Source organism: Paraburkholderia tropica, assembly GCF_900109265.1.
Lineage (GTDB): Bacteria > Pseudomonadota > Gammaproteobacteria > Burkholderiales > Burkholderiaceae > Paraburkholderia > Paraburkholderia tropica.
Genome location: NZ_FNZM01000004.1, coordinates 169956 through 187749, shown reverse-complemented (window position 1 = coordinate 187749; position 17794 = coordinate 169956). Strand labels below are relative to the sequence as shown.

Genomic DNA, 17794 nt, shown 5'->3' with positions numbered 1-17794 from the left:
ACCGGGCGCGTGGGCATGCCGAATGCGCTCGCCGAGCGGCCTGGCTCAGCGTGGCTTCGTGCGTGCGGCTGACGTCGATTCGCAAAGATTCGCCCGCGCGTCGGATGACGCCAGGCGAGTGCATGCTCGTCGAATACGTGCGTATTCATGCGCGATGAATGAAGGCGCGCGACGCGCCGCTGTTGCGCGGAACCCGATCACCCGGCCATGGGTCTTTCATAGCGTGGAGAGACGCACGACCGAGATTCACGACGAAAACAGGAGAGCCGTTCATGACCCGTCATCCCGTGGCAGGCAGCGATCATCCGGCGCCGACCGGCGCGCAATGCGTCGGCGCTTGCGATCCCGCGGAGCATTTCGACATCGTCCTCATCTTGCGGCGCCAGGCGCAGGCCGCGTTCACCGAACTGGTCGACAAGATCGCTTCGGGCGCGGCGGGCGCGCAGCCCGTTTCGCGCGCGGACTACGAGAAGCGCTTCGGCGCGTCGCAGGCCGATATTCAAAGCGTCGAGACCTTCGCGAAGGCGCATGGCCTGAGTGTCGTGAGCGCCGACGCGGGCGCGCGGCGCGTGGTGCTCTCGGGCACCGTGCAGCAATACAACGCGGCGTTCGGCGTCGATTTGCAGCGCTTCGAGCATCAGGTCGGCACGCTCAAGCAGCACTATCGCCAACCGAACGGCCCGGTGCATCTGCCCGACGACATGCACGAGATCGTCACCGCCGTGGTCGGGCTCGACAATCGCGCGAAGGTGCGGCCGCACTTTCGCATCGATTCGACGCAAGGCGGCCAGAACGATAACCCGATCCACGCGCCCATCCGCGCCGCGCGCGCCGTGAATCGCTCGTTCACGCCGCTCGAACTCGCGAGCCTCTACGATTTCCCCGCCGGCGACGGCAAAGGCCAGTGCGTCGCGCTGATCGAAATGGGCGGCGGCTACACGGAGTCCGACCTCAAGGCCTATTTCAGCGCGCTCGGCGTGGCCATGCCGAAGGTGGAAGCGGTGTCCGTCGATCAGGCGAAGAACGCGCCGACCGGCGACGCGAACGGCCCGGACGGCGAAGTGACGCTCGACGTCGAGATCGTGGGCGCGCTCGCGCCGGCCGCGCTGATCGCGGTGTACTTCGCGCCCAACAGCGAAGCCGGTTTCGTCGACGCGGTGAGCGCGGCGCTGCACGACAGCCAGCGCAAGCCCACGGTCATTTCGATCAGCTGGGGCGCGCCCGAATCGGCGTGGTCGCAGCAGACGCTCAGCGCGCTGAACGACGCGCTGCAAACCGCCGTCGCGCTGGGCGTGACGGTGTGCGCGGCATCGGGCGACAGCGGCTCGTCGGATGGCCTGACCGACGGCGCCGATCACGTCGATTTCCCGGCGTCGAGCCCGTACGCGCTCGGCTGCGGCGGCACGCACGTCACGGCCGCAAACGGCCAGATCACGCGCGAGTCCGTCTGGGGCAGCGCCGCCGCGCAGGGCGACGGCGCGACCGGCGGCGGCGTCAGCGCCACCTTCGCGCTGCCCGCTTGGCAGAAGGGTTTGCGCGTCGTGCGCAGCGGCGGCGGCGCGGGCGCGCTGGTGCGGCGCGGCGTGCCCGACGTGGCCGGCGACGCCGATCCGGCCAGCGGTTATGCCGTGCACATCGGCGGCGCGGATACGGTGGTGGGCGGCACGAGCGCGGTCGCGCCGCTGTGGGCCGCGCTGATCGCGCGCATCAACGCGACCAACGGCAAGGCGGCGGGTTTCGTCAATGCGAAGCTCTACGCGCAGCCCGGCGCGTTCAACGACATCACGAGCGGCAACAACGGCGATTACACCGCCGGGCCGGGCTGGGACGCCTGCACGGGACTCGGCACGCCGGTGGGCGGCAAGGTGGCGGCGGCGCTCGGCTCGGCGTAGCATCGAGTGCCTGCGCGCTCCGCCCGGTTCGGCTCGATGCGGGGCGTACACAAAAGTTTTCCTGGTTTCCGAAGCGAAACCGCGTGCCATCCGCGCCGTGTCGATCGTGACGCGGCGCCCCGGCACGCGGTGCGTCACCGTTGCAGCCCCCGCGCCCGTCGCCAGGCGCGGCGCTGAACGACCCACCGGCGTACCACGAGCAAGGAGACGACATGAACGAAGAGGCTCAGTCCAGCAACGGTCAAGAACACGGTCCGGCCGGCAGCAACGGCAAGCACCGCAGCCCCGCCGACCAGCCGTGCTTCGATCCCACCGCCTACGGCAACGGTCCCGACGACTTCGTCACCGACATGACCGAGAACGCCGCCATCACGCATCACGCGATCCAGATCGGCAAGGAGGTGATCGCCTACACCGCGACCGCGGGCCACCTCGTCACCGTCGATCCGAGCAGCTCGCAGCCCAACGCGAAGATCTTCTACGTGGCGTTCACGAAGGACGGCGTGCAGGCGCAGGACCGTCCGGTCACGTTCTTCTACAACGGCGGGCCGGGTTCGTCGTCGGTGTTCGTGCTGCTCGGCTCGTTCGCGCCGCGGCGCATCAAGACGTCGATGCCGGGCTTCACGCCGCCCGCGCCGTATACGCTCGAAGACAATCCCGACAGCCTGCTCGACAAGAGCGATCTCATCTTCGTCAATCCGGTGGGCACGGGGTATTCGGCGGCCATCGCGCCGCACCACAACCGCGACTTCTGGGGCGTCGATCAGGACGCGGACTCGCTCAAGCAGTTCATCAAGCGCTATCTGAGCGCGAACGATCGCTGGAATTCGCCGAAGTTTCTGTACGGCGAATCGTATGGCACGGCGCGCAGCTGCGTGCTCGCATACCGGCTGCACGAAGACGGCGTGGACCTGAACGGCATCACGCTGCAATCGTCGATACTCGATTACACGCAGAGCGGCAATCCCATCGGCGCCTTGCCGACGGCCGCCGCCGACGCGTGGTTCCACAAGCGGCTCGGCGTGAAGCCCGCGCCGAAGGATCTGCAGAGTTTCGTCGCGCAGGTCGCGCAATTCGCGCGCACCGATTATCGCGAGGCGCTGGCGAAATTTCCCGATCCGAAAGACTCGTCGATTCCCGCCACGCTCAAGACGCTCTCGCAATACACGGGCATCGACACGCAAACGCTGCAAGCCTGGAATCTCGATGTCGCCGGTTACGACAGCCGCGGCAATTCGCTCTTTCTCACCACGCTGCTCAAGGACAAGGGCGTGGCGCTCGGTTCGTACGACGGGCGCGTGACGGCGATCGACACGGGCATTGCGGGCAATGTCGATCCGAACGCGGGCGGCAACGATCCGACCATGACGGCGGTCAGCGGCGTTTATACGGCGATGTGGAACAGCTATCTGAACGAGACGCTCAAGTTCCGCACCAATTCGTCGTTCACGGACCTCAACGATCAGGCGTTCAAGAACTGGAATTTCGGCCATATCGATCCGACCGGCGCGCAGAAGGGCGTCGACGCGCAAGGCAATATCGTGCTCTACACGGCCGGCGATCTGGCGGCGGTGATGGCCTTGAATCCGGATCTACGCGTGCTGTCCGCGAACGGCTATTACGACTTCGTCACGCCGTTCTATCAGACCGTGATCGATCTGCAGAAGATGCCGCTCGCCGACCAGAAAGTGCGCGACAACCTCAGCGCGCGCTTCTATCCCTCGGGGCATATGGTGTATCTCGACGGCGCGTCGCGCACGGCGCTCAAGGCCGATCTCGCGAAGCTCTACCAGAGCGCGGTCGCCGACCGTCCGGCCGTGGCGCGCATCCGCGCGTTGCAGCGCATGAGCACGATGAGCGCGCTGCATCACTGAGCGCGATGGCCGGCCGCGCGTGAAGCGCGAGGGCGTGCGTCAGAGCGTGCGCCCTTGCGCCATCGCGGCGAGGCACGCGCGCGCGTCGCCTTGCACGATGCGCGCCGAGCACGCGATCATGAGGTTCTTCGAGAGCCCGAAATCTTCGACCAGGAAGCCGCGTTCGCAGACGCGTCCGCGCGGATCGGCGCGCGAGGGCACGCGTTCGGCCAGCGTGCCGTCGTCCGTCGTGTAGGCCCAGATCTCCTTGCCGAGCGCGGCGGCGAAGCCGATCTCGAACGCCGTGCCGGAGTCGGGCTCGCCGGGGCCGCGAAAGTCGTCGACATTCGCCATGACGATGTCGGCGGTGCGGATCGATTCGATGTTCGCGTGGTAGATCCAGGCGGCCTGGCGCGGGCCGTCGAGGTCGGCGGGCGCCTGGGCGTCGAGCGGATAGACGCCTTCGAAGCCGAACTCCGCACACGCGGCAACGAGTCGCGCGCCGTGCTCGATCGCATCGAGACGAAAAACGTCGAAGCCCGCGAGATAGACGCGCGGGCGGCGGGGCGAGGCGGCGAGGGTCATGGCGGGGCGTCTCCAGTCGGGGCCTTGGGGCGTGTGCCGATTCTAGCCCCGTTGCCCGCGCCCGCGCAGGTTCAGCGCTTCGCCTGGCAGGGGTACGCGGCGATCAGCGCCTTGTAGACGACCGCGCCCGTGGGCTCGAGCATATTTTCCAGATGGCCCTTCATATACGCGAGCACCGCGCCGAGTTGCTGCGGACGCGTGGCCGTCGGCGGCAGGCAGTAGCGCGGCTGCTGGCGGTCGAGCAGCGCCTGCACGAGCGCGCCGTTGGCGTAGCCGGCCATGTACAGCAGGCAGGCGTCGCGGTTCTCGGGCTTCTGGCAGGCGGCGTAGAACACATCGGACTGATCGATGGAGGGCGCGGCTTGCGCGGGCGCCGGTTGCGCCGATGCGCTGCCGGCGGTGAATGCGGCAGCAAGCGCCAGCGCGGTGAGGGTTGCCTTGATCATATTGCTTCCGAAGGAGGGAGTGCGAACGAATACAGCGCGAATGCGGAATGCGCGAGCGCGGCGTGCCGGCGAGGCCGATGCGCGCGGCGGCCCGTGCGAGCCGGGCGCAAGGATAGCCGCGCCGCTTTATCTCAGGCTTGCCGTCCGTCAAGGGGAAGCGATGGCCGTGGCATGATGCAGGGCGGCATCGGATTTCGGGATGCGCGCAAGGTTTGCTGCCGTTCGCCCGTCAACAAGGAGAGAGACTGTTATGAGCCGATTGAGGCGCCCGCCGTCAGGTCTGCGTGCCGCCGCCGGCACCGCGCTCGTCAGGTCCGTCGTGTCCGTCACGTTCGTCGCGTTCGTTGCGATGGCGGCGGCTGCCGTGGCGTGGCCGGGGCTGGCGCGCGCGCAGGTCGCGCAGCCCACGCTCGACAAGATCCGCGACGCCAACGCGATCGCGATCGGCTACAGCGAGACCTCGGTGCCGTTTTCGTCCGTCGATGCGAACGGCAAGGTCGTCGGCTTTTCGCAGGACATATGCGACCGCGTGATCGCGGCGGTCAAGGCGCGCACGCAGCGGCCGGGGCTGGGCGTGCGCTTTATCGCCGTCACGTCGCAGAATCTCATGCCGCTCGTGCAGAACGGCAGCGTCGATCTAGTCTGCGGCGTCACGACCAATACCCGCGCGCGCCAGCGCCAGGTGCAGTTCTCCGACACGTTTTTCATCGCCGATACGCGCTTGCTCACGCGCCGCAACTCGGGCATTCACGATTTTCCGGACCTCGCGGGCAAGACCGTGGTCACGAATCAGGGCACGACGTCCGAACGCATGTTGCGCCGCATGAATCTCGATCGCCACATGAACATGCAGGTGCTCAGCGCGCACGACTACGGCGAGGGACGGCGCATGCTCGAATCGGGCCGCGCCGTGGCTTACATGATGGACGACGTCCTGCTCGCGGGCACGCGCGCCCACATGGCGAAGCCGGCGGACTGGGTGATCGTCGGCACGCCGCAGTCGTCCGAGGCGTATGCGTTCGTGATGCGCAACGGCGACCCGGCCTTCCGTCAGGTCGTCGACGACGCGATGAGCGCGCTCATGAGGAGCGGCGAAATGGGCAAGCTCTACACGAAGTGGTTCGAGCAGCCGACGCCCGGCAGCGGCGCGGACTGGCGGTTTCCGATGAGCGACGCGCTGCGCAAGCTCTACGCCGCGCCGAACGACCGCGCGCTCGATTGAGCGGCGATACCGATCCCCGCGCCGAACGGGGACTTTTGCGGGGCAGCCGGCGCGATCGTGAGATGATCTCGGTCCCGGCCAGCGGCGCGAGCGCGCGTTGCCGATCGGAAACACGGCGCAAGCGGGCGCAAGCAGGCGCAAGCAAGACACAAGCCGCGTGTTTCCGATGCGAAAATGGCGGGCTTAAGCGTGCCTGAACGAAACAGGCGACGCGGATACGAAACACGAACACGGCGCGCGGGCCGCGCGCACGCAGACCTCAGGGAGCGGACATGCAGGAACAGGGCAGCACGGTGGTGATCGTCGGGGCAGGGCACGCGGGTGGCAACGCCGCGGCGCTGCTGCGTCAATACGGTTTTGAAGGGCGCATCGTGCTGGTGGGCGAGGAGCCCGTGCCGCCGTATCATCGTCCGCCGCTCAGCAAGGCGTATCTGAAGGGCGAGACCGACGTCGAGCGCCTCTGGCTCAAGCCGCGCCAGTTCTACGAAGACAACCGTATCGAGCTGAAGCTCGGCGTGAGCGCGCAGTCGCTCGACCGCGCGGGCCATACGCTCACGCTCGGCGACGGCAGCAGCCTGCACTACGACAAGCTGATTCTCGCGACCGGTTCGCTGCCGCGCGCGCTGACGGTGCCGGGCCACGACCTCTCGGGCGTGGTCGCGCTGCGCACGCTCGCCGACGCCGACGTGCTGCGCGAACGCGTTCAGCCTGGCGAAAAGCTCGTCGTGATCGGCGCGGGCTATATCGGCCTGGAAGCCGCCGCCGCCGCGCGTCAGCTCGGCCACGACGTGACCGTGCTGGAAGCCGCGCCGCGCGTGCTGGGCCGCGTGACGGGCGAAATCGTGTCGACGTTCTACGCCGACCTGCATCGCGCGCAGGGCGTCGATCTGCGCCTGAACGCGAAGATCGAGGCGCTGGTCGGCGAAAACGGCAAGCTCACGGGCGTGCAGCTCGCGGGCGGCGAAGTCGTGCCGGCCACGCTGGCGCTGATCGGCATCGGCATCGTGCCGAACGTGGGGCTGGCCGAGACGGCGGGCATCGTCTGCGTCAACGGCATTCAGGTCGACGACGATTCGCGCACCTCCGACGCGGACGTATTCGCCATCGGCGACTGCGCGAGCCGTCCGCTTTCGCACTACAGCCGCACGGGCCGCCTCGAAAGCGTGCACAACGCGGTCGAACAGGCGAAGCTCGCGGCGGCGGCGATCGTCGGCAAGCCGCGTCCGGCCTGCGACGCACCGTGGTTCTGGTCCGATCAGTACGAACTGAAGCTGCAGACCGTCGGCCTGCTCGAAGGCTACGACGAGACCGTCGTGCGCGGCGATCCGGCGGCGCGTCGCTTTGCCGTCTACTACCTGAAAAACGGCACGCTGCTGGCGGTCGATGCGGTCAGTTCGATGCCCGATTTCCTGTGCGGCAAGAAGCTGGTCGGTTCGGGCAAGACGCTCGACGTGGCGGCGCTGCGCGATCCGGCGACGGATATCGGCAAGTTCGCGGCGGCCACGCTGGCCTGAGCGCGGCGGCTGCGCCAGCCGGACGAGAACGAAGCGCGCGGTCGAATTCAAGCGCGGATTCGACCGCGGATTCGACCGCGACTTCGCGACCATCACTTCAGCGCATGTTCGCGCCAAACGCGCGCGACACCGCGCGATCCGCGCACGAAAGCCTTCATGCGGTCCACGTCATCCTCGACGTGGACGCCATGCCGATCCGGACGTATGCGCGGCCTGAATCGGCCTGAGCCGTCGCCGGCCGCGCCGCAAAGCCGGCCATCGTTGAGCACGCCAATGTCGTAAACTATCGCATCGGGCCGCGGGCTTCCTCGGGGCAGCATGAACCACCCCCCGCCACCTCGCGCCCGAGTTTCCTATCGGCAACATTTGCGACATTTACGACCAGGCGACATGGCCGCATTCCACCCGCACGATCTTCTTTCCCGGCCCGCCCGCGCGCCGCAACGGAGCCGCATGTGAACGCGCGCGCCTTGCCTCCGGGCCTGATGCTCGTTCACGGCAACGAGCCTGAACGGCTGCGCGACCTGATCGTTCAGTGGATCGGTCAGCATCCCATCGCGCCGCTCGAAAAGGAAATGCTGCTGGTGCAGAGTAACGGCATCGCGCAGTGGCTCAAGCTCGCGTTCGCCGCCGATCCCGAGGACGGCGGGTGTGGCATCGCAGCGGCGCTCGAAATGTCGCTGCCGTCGCGTTTTCTCTGGCAGGTGTATCGCGCGGTGCTGGGCGAGGACGCGGTGCCGGCCGTCTCGCCGTTCGATAAATCGCGCCTCGTCTGGCGGCTGATGCGCATGCTGCCCGCGCTGCTCGACGAGCCGGGCTACGAGCCGCTCAAGCGCTTCATGGCCAACGACGAGGAACAGCGCAAGTGTTTTCAGCTCGCGCAACGCGTGGCCGACCTGTTCGACCAGTACCAGGTGTATCGCGCCGACTGGCTCGCTGCGTGGGCCGATCACGACGACGTGCTGATCGACGCGCGCAACAACCGCGTGCCGCTCGCCGACGACGCGCGCTGGCAAGCCGCGCTCTGGCGCGCGCTGCTCGCCGACGTGAGCGAGCGCGCGCCTGCGGGTAGCGCACTCGCGCAAACCGGCCGCGCCGCCGTGCACGATCTCTTCATGCGCCGCGCGCAGGCGTGGCAGGAAGGCGAGCCGAGGCCGCGTGGCCTGCCGCGCCGCCTCGTGGTGTTCGGCATTTCGAGTCTGCCGCGCCAGTCACTCGAAGTGCTTGCGGCGCTCGCGCGCTGGAGCCAGGTGCTGCTCTGCGTGCACAACCCGTGCATGCACTACTGGGCCGATATCGTCGCCGACCAGGATCTGCTGCGCGCGCGTCACGCGCGTCAGCGCCGCCGCGCGGGCGCGCCCGCCGTGCTCGACGAATCGCAACTGCATCTGCACGCGCAACCCTTGCTGGCGGCGTGGGGCAAGCAGGGGCGCGACTTCATCGGCCTGCTCGACGAATACGACAGCGACGAAGCGCGCGAAACCTACACGCCGCATTTCACGCGCATCGGTCAGCGTATCGATCTGTTCGACGGCGCCGACGCGCACACGCTGCTGCAGGAGTTGCAGGACGATATTCGCGATCTGCGTCCGCTGCCGGAGACGCGCGAGCATTGGCCCGCCGTCGATCCGCAGACCGACGAGTCGATCCGCTTTCACGTTGCGCACAGCGCGCAGCGCGAAGTGGAGATCCTGCACGACCGTCTGCTCGCGGCGTTCGCGGCCGACCCCGCGATGCGGCCGCGCGACGTGATCGTGATGGTGCCCGACATCGAGATTTACACGCCGCATATTCAAGCCGTGTTCGGTCTTGTCGATAGCGACGATCCGCGCTATATCCCGTTCAGCGTCGCGGACCGCGCGCAGCGCGCATTCGATCCGTTGATCGGCGCGCTCGAAATGCTGCTCGCGCTGCCGCACGGACGCGTCACCGTGAGCGACGTGCTCGATCTGCTCGAAGTGCCCGCCGTGCGCACGCGCTTCGAGATCGACGCGGAGGATGTGCCGACGCTGCGCAACTGGATCGATGGCGCGAATATCCGCTGGGGTTTGCATGCCGAACAGCGCGCGAGCCTCGGCCTGCCGCGTGGCGAAAGCGGCGCGCCGAACAGTTGGGCTTTCGGGCTGCGCCGGATGCTGCTCGGTTATGCGGCCGGAGATCGTGCGAGCGCGTGGCGCGGAATCGAGCCGTATGCGGAAATCGGCGGGCTCGACGCGGCCTTGCTTGGCCCGCTTACACGCCTGATCGACGCACTCGACCACGCATGGCGCACGCTGCGCGAACCGGCGAGCGTGGACGTCTGGTGCGAGCGTCTGCGCGCGTTGAAGGCCACCTTCTTCGCCACCGACGAAGGCGAGGACGCGTACACGCTCGAACGCCTCGACAGCGCGCTCGAAACGTGGCGCGACGCGTGCAGCGAAGCCGAACTCACGGACGCGCTGCCGCTCGCCATCGTCGCCGAAAACTGGCTCGGCCAGCTCGACGGCGGCGGCCTTTCGCAGCGCTTTTTCGCAGGCGCGGTGACCTTCGCCACGCTCATGCCGATGCGCGCGATTCCGTTTCGCTACGTCTGTCTGCTCGGGATGAACGACGGCGATTATCCGCGCAGCCGCACGCCGCTCGACTTCGACCTGATGCGGCGCGACTATCGTCCCGGCGACCGTTCGCGCCGCGAGGACGACCGCTATCTGTTTCTCGAAGCGCTGCTGTCCGCACGCGAGCATCTGCATATCTCGTGGATCGGCCGCAGCGTGACCGACAACACACCGCGTCCGCCTTCGGTGCTGGTCGGGCAGTTGCGCGATCACATCAAGGCGGGCTGGCGGCTCGACAGCGAAGACGGCAAGCCCGACGCGCTACTCGACGCGCTCACGATCGAACATCGGTTGCAGCCGTTCAGCGCCGACTACTTTCCGGCCGATCCGCGTCACGCGCCGCTGTACACCTATGCGCACGAATGGAGCCGTCCCGCGCCGCTGGCGAGCGGCGCAGCCGACGCGCCTACGCTGCCCGCGCCCGAGCGCGACGAGCCGCTTTCGGTGCGTGAACTCGCGGAGTTTCTCCGCGATCCGGTGCGCAGCTTTTTTCGTCAGCGTCTGCGCGTCGCGCTCGAAATGCAGGACGAAGCGAGCGAGAACCACGAGCCGTTCGAAGTGGATGCATTGCAGGCGTGGCAGTTGCAGGGCGAACTGATTCGCGCGCAGGTGGCGGCGATGGAGCGCGGCGAAACCGATCTCGAACCGGTCGCGCGCGAGCGGCTCGAACGCATGCATCGCAGCGGCGATCTCGCGAGCGGCGGCTTCGGCGAAGTGATCGGCGAGGAACTGCTCGCGCCGATGGAAGAACTGTTCATCGAATATCGCAAGGCGCTCGCGCGCTGGCCGCGTCTGCGTACCGATCAATATGAAATTCGTCTGGATCTCGCGCGCGAAGGTCGCACGATCGACGTGCAGGATTGGCTCGACGATATTCGCGAAGGCGAGGACGGCACGCTCGGGCGCGTGATTCTCGAACCCGGCACGCTCGTGAAGGACAACAAGTATCGCGGCGAACGGCTCGTCGCATACTGGGTCGCGCACGTTGCAGCGCAACTCGCGGTGGGCGAAGTGACCACGGTCGTGGTGAGTAAGGTGGGCGTGGCGGAGTTCGCGCCGCTCGCGCGCGAGACCGCGCGCGCGTGGCTGCTCGCGCTGCTGGCGGCGTGGGACGAAGGCGCGCGGCGGCCGTTGCCGCTCGCGGTGAAAACGGCTTTCGCCTGGCTGCGCAAATTGCCGGCGGACTACGACGCGGCGTCGGGCGCGGTGCCCGCCGAAGCGTGGGAAGCGGCGCGCACGGCCTTCGAGGGCGCGGCGCGCATGGCGGGCGAGTGCGAGACGAATCCGTACGTGCGCCGCGCATTTCCCGACTTCGACACGCTGATCGCGAACGACGAATTCGCGACGCTCGCGGCCACGTTATTGCTGCCGGTGCAGCGCGCGCCGCTCGCTTCATCGAAGAAGAAAAGCGGCGCCGCGTCTGCCGACAACGCAGGAGACGCCGCATGACCCCGGCCGACGACATGATCGCCAACGAATTGAAGCCGCTCTCGTTTCCGCTTTACGGCAGCCGCCTGATCGAAGCGAGCGCGGGCACGGGCAAGACTTTCACGATCGCGATGCTTTACGTGCGGCTCGTGCTCGGTCATGCGGGCACGCGTGACGCTCAGGAGCGCGACGAATTCGACTTCGACGACGAGTTCGACGAATTCGACGAATTCGACGAATCCCACGAAGACGAAGAAGCACTCGCGCACAGCGAAACCGCTGCCGATGCACAGCCCGCGATGCGTCCGCTCACGCCGCCGGAAATTCTCGTCGTGACCTTCACGGACGCAGCCACGAAGGAGCTGCGCGAGCGGATCCGCGCGCGTCTGATCGAAGCGGCCGAGTATTTCCGCGCCGAGCCCGACGAGGATTCGCAGCGCGCGACGGGCACCGATCTGCTGCACGATCTGCGTGCGGAATATCCCGAAGCGCAATGGCCCGCGTGCGCGCGCCGTCTGCAACTCGCTGCCGAATGGATGGACGAAGCCGCGGTCTCGACGATTCACGGCTGGTGCAATCGCATGCTGAGCGAGCACGCATTCGACAGCGACAGCCTGTTTTCGCAGACGCTCGAAGCCGATCAGACCGAGTTGCGCGCCGAAGTCGTGCGCGATTACTGGCGCACGTTTCTCGCGCCGCTCGATGCGCAAGACGCCGCGCAGGTCCGCGCGTGGTTCGCGAGTCCCGATGCCTTGCACGGTGCGATTCGCAGCCTGCTCGGTCACGCCGAACTGCTGCCCGACGCCGACGTGCCCGAAGCCGCGCTGAGCGAAGCCCGCAAGCAGGCGCACGACGCGCTCGAACTGCTGAAAGCGCCGTGGCGCACGGGCATTGACGAAGCGGAAGGGCTGATTGCGGCCGCGCGCGAGAAAAAGCTGTTCGACGCGAAGAAACTGAATACGCGCAATTGCGAAACGTGGTTCAGCAAGCTGCGCCAATGGGCCAACGATCCCGAGAGTCTGCATCCCGGTTTCAAGGACGATGCTGCCGTGTGGACGCGTCTTACGCCCGCCGGCCTCGCGGAAATCTGGAAGGACGGTCCGCCGCCCGCGCTCGATTGCTTCGTGGCGATGGAGGCGTTGCGGGAGGCGCTGGCCGCGCGGCCCACGGCCAAGCTGCCGATTCTTTGCCACGCGGCGCGCTGGATCGCGCGGCGCTTCGAAGAGGAAGAGACGCGACGCTCGCAGATGGGTTTCGACGAACTGCTCACGCGTCTGCTCGACGCGCTGAAGAAGCCTAATGGGCCGCGTCTCGCCGACATCATCCGCAAGCAGTATCCGGTGGCCTTGATCGACGAGTTCCAGGACACCGATCCAGTGCAGTACCGGATCTTCGATGCGGTCTACGATATCCAGGCGAACCGCAATGAGACGGCTATCGTCTTGATTGGCGATCCTAAGCAAGCGATCTACGCGTTCCGTGGCGCGGATATCTACACGTATCTGCGCGCGCGCGAGGCGTGTGCGGGTCGGCTCTATACGCTCAAGAAAAATTTCCGCTCGACGCGTGCGATGGTCGATGCGGTCAATCGCTGTTTCGAGGCGGCGGAGCAGCGGCCCGAAGGCAGCGGCGCATTCCTGTTTCGCGGCGCGCCAGGCGAAGCCAATGCGTTGCCTTTCGTCGCGGCGGATGCAGCCGGGCGTCCCGACTCGCTGGTCGCGCCTGGCGGCGACGTGCCCGCGCTGAACGTCTGGTGGTTGCCCGCTTCGGCCGACGGCAAACCCTTGAGCAAGACCGCGTATTTCGCGAGCATGGCGGCGAGTTGCGCGACCGAGATGGCGCGCCTGCTGAATCTCGGCCAGGCGGGCACGGCGGGCTTCGAAGGCGAGCACGGCATGCGGCCCCTGCAACCGGCCGACATGGCGGTGCTCGTGAACAATCGCGACGAAGCGCGCGCGATTCGCGAAGCGCTGGCGGCGCGTGGCGTGCGCAGCGTTTATCTGTCCGATCGCGATTCCGTGTATCAAACGCCGCAAGCGGAAGAATTGCGCTACTGGCTCGGCGCGTGCGCCGAACCCGACGACGGCCGCCTCGTGCGCAGCGCGCTCGCAACGGGATCGCTCGGCCTCGGCTGGGATGAACTCGATGCGCTCGGTCGCGACGAAATCGCATGGGAAGCGCGCGTGCTGCAATTTCGCGGCTATCGCGAAGTGTGGCGCAAGAAGGGCGTGCTGCCGATGCTGCGTCGTCTGCTCAACGACTTCCATGTGCCGCAGCGGCTGCTCGGCGCGAGCGCGGCGGCGGGTCTGAACGGCGAGCGCGCGCTCACGAATCTGCTGCACCTGGCCGAACTGTTGCAGCAGGCGAGCACGCAGCTCGATGGCGAACACGCATTGATCCGCTATCTCGACGAACAGCGTGAAGACGAGAGCGCGGGCGGCGGTGGCGACGCGCGCCAGTTGCGCCTCGAAAGCGACGCGGGGCTCGTCCAGGTGGTGACGATCCACAAGTCGAAAGGCCTCGAATATCCGCTCGTATTTCTGCCGTTCGCGTGCGCGCATCGCGCGGTGAAGGCCGACGACGTGCCGTTCAAATGGCACGACGAGGCGGGCAATCTGCGCGTCACGCTCGAAGCGGATAGGCAGGTGCTGGCGCAGGCCGATCGCGAACGGCTCGGCGAGGATCTGCGCAAGCTTTACGTCGCGCTCACGCGCGCGCGTTACGCGACGTGGATCGGTTATGCGCCGGTGCAGAACGTCGAAGGCAGCGCATTCGGTTATCTGGTGAGCGGCGGCGCGCCGTTGCCGGCGGAGCAGAGCGCGACGCTGCTCGGCGAGTTGCGTGGCGCATGCGCGGATATCGCGGTGGCGGAAGCGCCTGTGCCCACGCACGAAACCTTCGCGCTGCGCGGGCCGGGCGTCGTGCGCGGTCACGCGCGCATGTTCCCGCGGCGTGGGCGCGAACCGTGGTGGATCGCGAGCTATTCGAGCCTGAAAACCGTGGAGGGCACGCAACTCGCCTACGCGGCGCAGATGGCGCAGGAAGAACACATCGCGCCCGACACGCGCAGTGAAGACGTGTTTCGCGAACTGCTCGACGCGCGCGTGATCGACGATATCGACGCGGACGATGGGCTGCCCGTATCGGCGGAACTCGCGCCCGAGGGCGCGCCGATGCACGGCTTCGAGCGCGGCGCGGACGCGGGCAGCTTCCTGCACGAACTCATCGAGTGGGTGGCGAACGAGGGCTTTGCGGAAGTCGCGCGCGACGCCACGAAACTGCGCGACATGATCGCGCGGCGCTGCAACGTGCGCGGCTGGTCGCAATGGATCGATACGCTCACCTCGTGGATGCTGGCGTGGCTCAGCACGCCGCTGCGCCTGCCGTCGATCGATGGCGAAGCGGTGGCGCCGCTTACGCTCGCGAAGCTCGACAGCGCGTCGTATATGGCGGAAATGGAATTCTGGGTCGCGGCGCACAAGGTGAATACGCTCGAACTCGATGCGCTCGTCACCGAACTCACGCTCGACGGCGCGCCGCGTCCGCCGCTCGACGCGACGCGTTTGAACGGCATGCTCAAGGGTTTTATCGATCTGCTTTTCGAGCACGAGGGCCGCTATTACGTCGCCGATTACAAATCGAACTGGCTCGGAGCCGACGATGATTCGTACACCGAATCGAGAATGAGCGCGCAGATTCTGCACTCGCGCTATGAGTTGCAGTACGCGCTTTATCTGTTCGCGCTGCACCGCTTGCTGAAGGCGCGCTTGCCCGATTACGACTACGACCTGCATGTGGGCGGCGCCGTTTATATGTTCCTGCGCGGCGGCCGTGCGCCGAGCCAGGGCCTGCATTGCGAGCGCCCGCCGCGCGAGTTGATCGAAGGACTCGATGCGCTGTTCGCGCATCACGACGCGCTTGAGGATGCAGCATGAGCCCGCGACGCAACACGCGCAACGATTTGCCGAAAGGCGCGATCGGCACGACCGGCGATCTGTTCGATACGTTCTTGCCTGAAGAGATCGAGGAGGAGGCGAAGCCTGCGCCTGTCGAAGCGGCCGAGTCCATCGCGCAGCGTCCCAACGTCAGCGAGTCGGCGGCGCAGATGCTCGCGACGCTCGATCGCTGGGTGGAGCGCGGCTGGCTGCGCACGCTCGACGGCGCGTTCGCGCGCTTTCTGCTCGACGAGACGCCCGATGCGCCGCCGCTGTTGCTGCTCGCCGCCGCGCTCGCGAGTCATCAGTTGGGGCGCGGCCATGTGTGTCTCGACTTGCAGGCGACGCTCGACGATCCCGCCTTCGCGCTCTCGTTGCCGCCCGACGGTCCGCAAACGCCCACGGCCGAGCCGCCGCAGCCGCCCGCCGAAGTGCTCGCGGGGGTGACGCTCGAGCGCTGGCGCGCGGCGCTCGACGCGCCGGAACTGGTCGGGCACGCGCAAGCCGATGTGCACGACAGCACGCAAGCCAGCACGCAAGCCAGCGCGCAAGACAGCACGCCGCTCGTGCTGGCCGGCAATCGTTTCTATCTGCGCCGGTACTGGCAGTACGAGCAGGACGTGCGCGCGGGTATCGAAGCGCGGCTTGCGCGCGGACCGCGTCTCGAAGCGGCGCTGCCCGCCGCGGCGGCGCGCGCAGCGCTCGACGCCTTGTTCGCGCCGCGTTCGGCATCGGCAAAAGGCGCGGACTGGCAGAAACTCGCGTGCGCGCTCGCGGCGCGCAGCGCGTTCAGCATCATCACGGGCGGACCCGGCACGGGCAAGACGACCACCGTCGTCAAATTGCTGGCGCTGCTGCAAACGCTGGCGCTCGATCCGGACGGCACAGGCGGACGCCCGCTGCGCATTCGCCTCGCCGCGCCGACGGGCAAGGCCGCCGCGCGCCTGAACGAATCGATCGCGGGTGCCGTCGAACGATTGCCGTTCGACGCGCTCGCGCAGCGCGTCGATCCGGCTGCGCTGCGCAGCGCGATTCCGACTGTCGTGACCACGCTGCATCGCGTGCTCGGCACGCGGCCCGGCAGCCGGCGTTTTCGTCACGATGCGGGCAATCCGCTGCCCGTCGACGTACTCGTGATCGACGAAGCGTCGATGGTCGATCTGGAGATGATGGCCGCGGTGCTCGATGCGTTGCCGTCGAATGCGCGTCTGATCCTGCTCGGCGACAAGGACCAGCTGGCCTCGGTCGAAGCGGGCGCGGTGCTCGGCGAACTTTGCGAGCGCGCGCGCGACGGCCACTACACGGAGGCGACGCGCGCATGGCTCGAAGCGGCCACGGGCGAGCGCATCGACGCCGCCATGCTCGATACGCACGGCACGCCGCTCGATCAGGCCGTGGCGATGCTGCGCGAGAGCCATCGTTTCGCATCGGAAAGCGGGATTGGCGCGCTGGCCGAACTCGTCAACGCGGGCGATGCCACGGGCGTGGCGAAGATCTGGACGCGCGGCTATGCGGATCTCGCGCGCCTCATCTGTCCGGCGGGCGACGACGCGCCGTTGCGCGCGCTGATCACCGACGGCGTGGTGAACGAAGAAGCGGGCGGCGGCAGCAGCGCGCCCGCCACGCAGCGCCGGGGCTATCGGCATTATCTGCACACCATGCGTGCGTTGCGTCCGGAAGCGGGCGCGTCGCCGGAAGCGCTGGCGAAGTGGGCATCGGCGGTTTTGCAGGCGCATACGCAGTTTCAGTTGCTGTGCGCGTTGCGACGCGGCACGTGGGGCGTGGAGGGGCTTAATCGGCGCGTCGCGCGGTTGCTGCAGGAAGACGGTCTGATCGATCCGCTCGGCGACTGGTATGCGGGGCGGCCCGTGCTCGTCACGCATAACGACTACGAGCTTGGGCTGATGAACGGCGATATCGGCATTGCGCTCGATCTGCCCGTGGAAGCGGGCGCGCCGCCGGTGCTGCGCGTGGCGTTCCCGTCGGGCGATGGCGCGGGCGGCGTGAAGTGGGTGTCGCCGAGCCGCCTGCAAGGCGTCGAGACCGTGTTCGCGCTGACCGTGCACAAGTCGCAGGGTTCGGAATTCACGCACGCGGCGCTCGTGCTGCCCGATACGTACAGTCCGATTCTCACGCGCGAACTCGTCTACACGGGCATCACGCGCGCGCGCACGTGGTTCACGCTGGCCGTGCCGGAAGGGCGCTCGGTGCTGGAGCGCGCGGTTTGCGCCCGCGTGCAGCGCGCGAGCGGCTTGATGGCGGCGCTATTCGACGAAGCGCGCTGAAACCCGGCATTGCGATGTTGTTGCATGCGATCGCCGCGCG

Annotated in this window: 9 protein-coding genes; 7 read left to right on the top strand and 2 right to left on the bottom strand. The window is 67.6% G+C overall.

Annotation, left to right across the window (positions count from 1 at the left end; genetic code table 11):
* Window positions 1–272: 272 nt before the first annotated feature.
* Window positions 273–1892 carry a S53 family peptidase gene (locus BMY06_RS07530; protein ID WP_074982409.1) on the top strand — a complete coding sequence of 540 codons (1620 nt, stop codon included), beginning with the start codon at window positions 273–275 and terminating at the stop codon, window positions 1890–1892.
* Window positions 1893–2104: 212 nt separating this feature from the next.
* Complete coding sequence (locus tag BMY06_RS07525; RefSeq protein ID WP_080180212.1) at window positions 2105–3766, top strand: S10 family peptidase; 1662 nt, start codon at window positions 2105–2107, stop codon at window positions 3764–3766.
* Between the two features lie 39 nt (window positions 3767–3805).
* Here BMY06_RS07525 and BMY06_RS07520 read toward each other — a convergent pair whose 3' ends face one another.
* Both BMY06_RS07520 and BMY06_RS07515 read right to left on the bottom strand, forming a co-directional pair.
* The gene (locus tag BMY06_RS07520; RefSeq protein ID WP_074982407.1) at window positions 3806–4330 is read right to left on the bottom strand and encodes a nucleoside 2-deoxyribosyltransferase; all 525 of its coding nucleotides are present in this window, start codon (window positions 4328–4330) and stop codon (window positions 3806–3808) included.
* 71 nt (window positions 4331–4401) lie between these two features.
* On the bottom strand, window positions 4402–4776 hold the full coding sequence (locus tag BMY06_RS07515) for a Rap1a/Tai family immunity protein (protein ID WP_074982405.1): 375 nt from the start codon (window positions 4774–4776) through the stop codon (window positions 4402–4404).
* Window positions 4777–5125: 349 nt separating this feature from the next.
* Here BMY06_RS07515 and BMY06_RS07510 point away from each other — a divergent pair, with 349 nt between their 5' ends.
* From BMY06_RS07510 to recD, 5 genes are all read left to right on the top strand, one after another.
* Window positions 5126–5998 (top strand): transporter substrate-binding domain-containing protein, encoded by an 873-nt coding sequence (locus tag BMY06_RS07510; RefSeq protein WP_074982686.1) that lies wholly within the window; start codon window positions 5126–5128, stop codon window positions 5996–5998.
* A gap of 272 nt (window positions 5999–6270) precedes the next feature.
* Window positions 6271–7512: an NAD(P)/FAD-dependent oxidoreductase gene (locus BMY06_RS07505; RefSeq protein ID WP_065065365.1), complete on the top strand. Its 1242-nt coding sequence runs from the start codon at window positions 6271–6273 to the stop codon at window positions 7510–7512.
* A gap of 455 nt (window positions 7513–7967) precedes the next feature.
* Window positions 7968–11555: an exodeoxyribonuclease V subunit gamma gene (gene recC / locus BMY06_RS07500; protein ID WP_244144360.1), complete on the top strand. Its 3588-nt coding sequence runs from the start codon at window positions 7968–7970 to the stop codon at window positions 11553–11555.
* Entirely contained in the window at window positions 11552–15469 is a 3918-nt protein-coding gene (gene recB / locus BMY06_RS07495) for an exodeoxyribonuclease V subunit beta (RefSeq protein ID WP_074982404.1), read from the top strand. The genes recC and recB overlap by 4 nt, the downstream gene beginning before the upstream one ends.
* The gene (gene recD, locus BMY06_RS07490; protein WP_080180210.1) at window positions 15466–17754 is read left to right on the top strand and encodes an exodeoxyribonuclease V subunit alpha; all 2289 of its coding nucleotides are present in this window, start codon (window positions 15466–15468) and stop codon (window positions 17752–17754) included. Before recB ends, recD begins: the two co-directional genes overlap by 4 nt.
* Window positions 17755–17794: the final 40 nt, after the last annotated feature.